The organism is Novosphingobium sp. B-7 (genome assembly GCF_000410615.1).
GTDB lineage: Bacteria > Pseudomonadota > Alphaproteobacteria > Sphingomonadales > Sphingomonadaceae > Novosphingobium > Novosphingobium capsulatum.
This window is the reverse complement of the sequence record NZ_KE148455.1, coordinates 1-306: the sequence shown is the minus strand read 5'-3', so window position 1 is coordinate 306 and position 306 is coordinate 1. Positions and strand designations below refer to the sequence as shown.

Sequence of the window (306 nt, the reverse complement as noted above, 5' to 3'; positions counted from 1 at the left end):
GGCGGGGTCCCGCGCGCGCCGGCCGATGGCAAGAAGATGAAAGGGCAAGGGACGCACCCCTTGGCCCATGCAAGGGTTTTCGAACGGATGAGCTGGACCGACGAGCGGATCGAGAAACTGACCAAGATGTGGGAAGGCGGCGCAACCGCCAGCCAGATCGCTGAAGAGCTTGGCGGGGTCAGCCGCAACGCCGTGATCGGCAAGGCCCATCGCCTGGGCCTGAAGGCGCGCCCTTCCCCGGTCAAGGCCAACGACAAGAGCGAGCCTGCGGCCGCCGCCGCGCCCAAGCCGGCCAAGCCTGCAGCA

At 68.3% G+C, this 306-nt stretch carries 1 protein-coding gene; it reads left to right on the top strand.

The window, feature by feature from the left end:
- Positions 1 to 87: 87 nt before the first annotated feature.
- Positions 88 to 306: GcrA family cell cycle regulator (locus H926_RS29245; RefSeq protein WP_043610618.1), on the top strand; the 219-nt coding region annotated here is incomplete at its 3' end.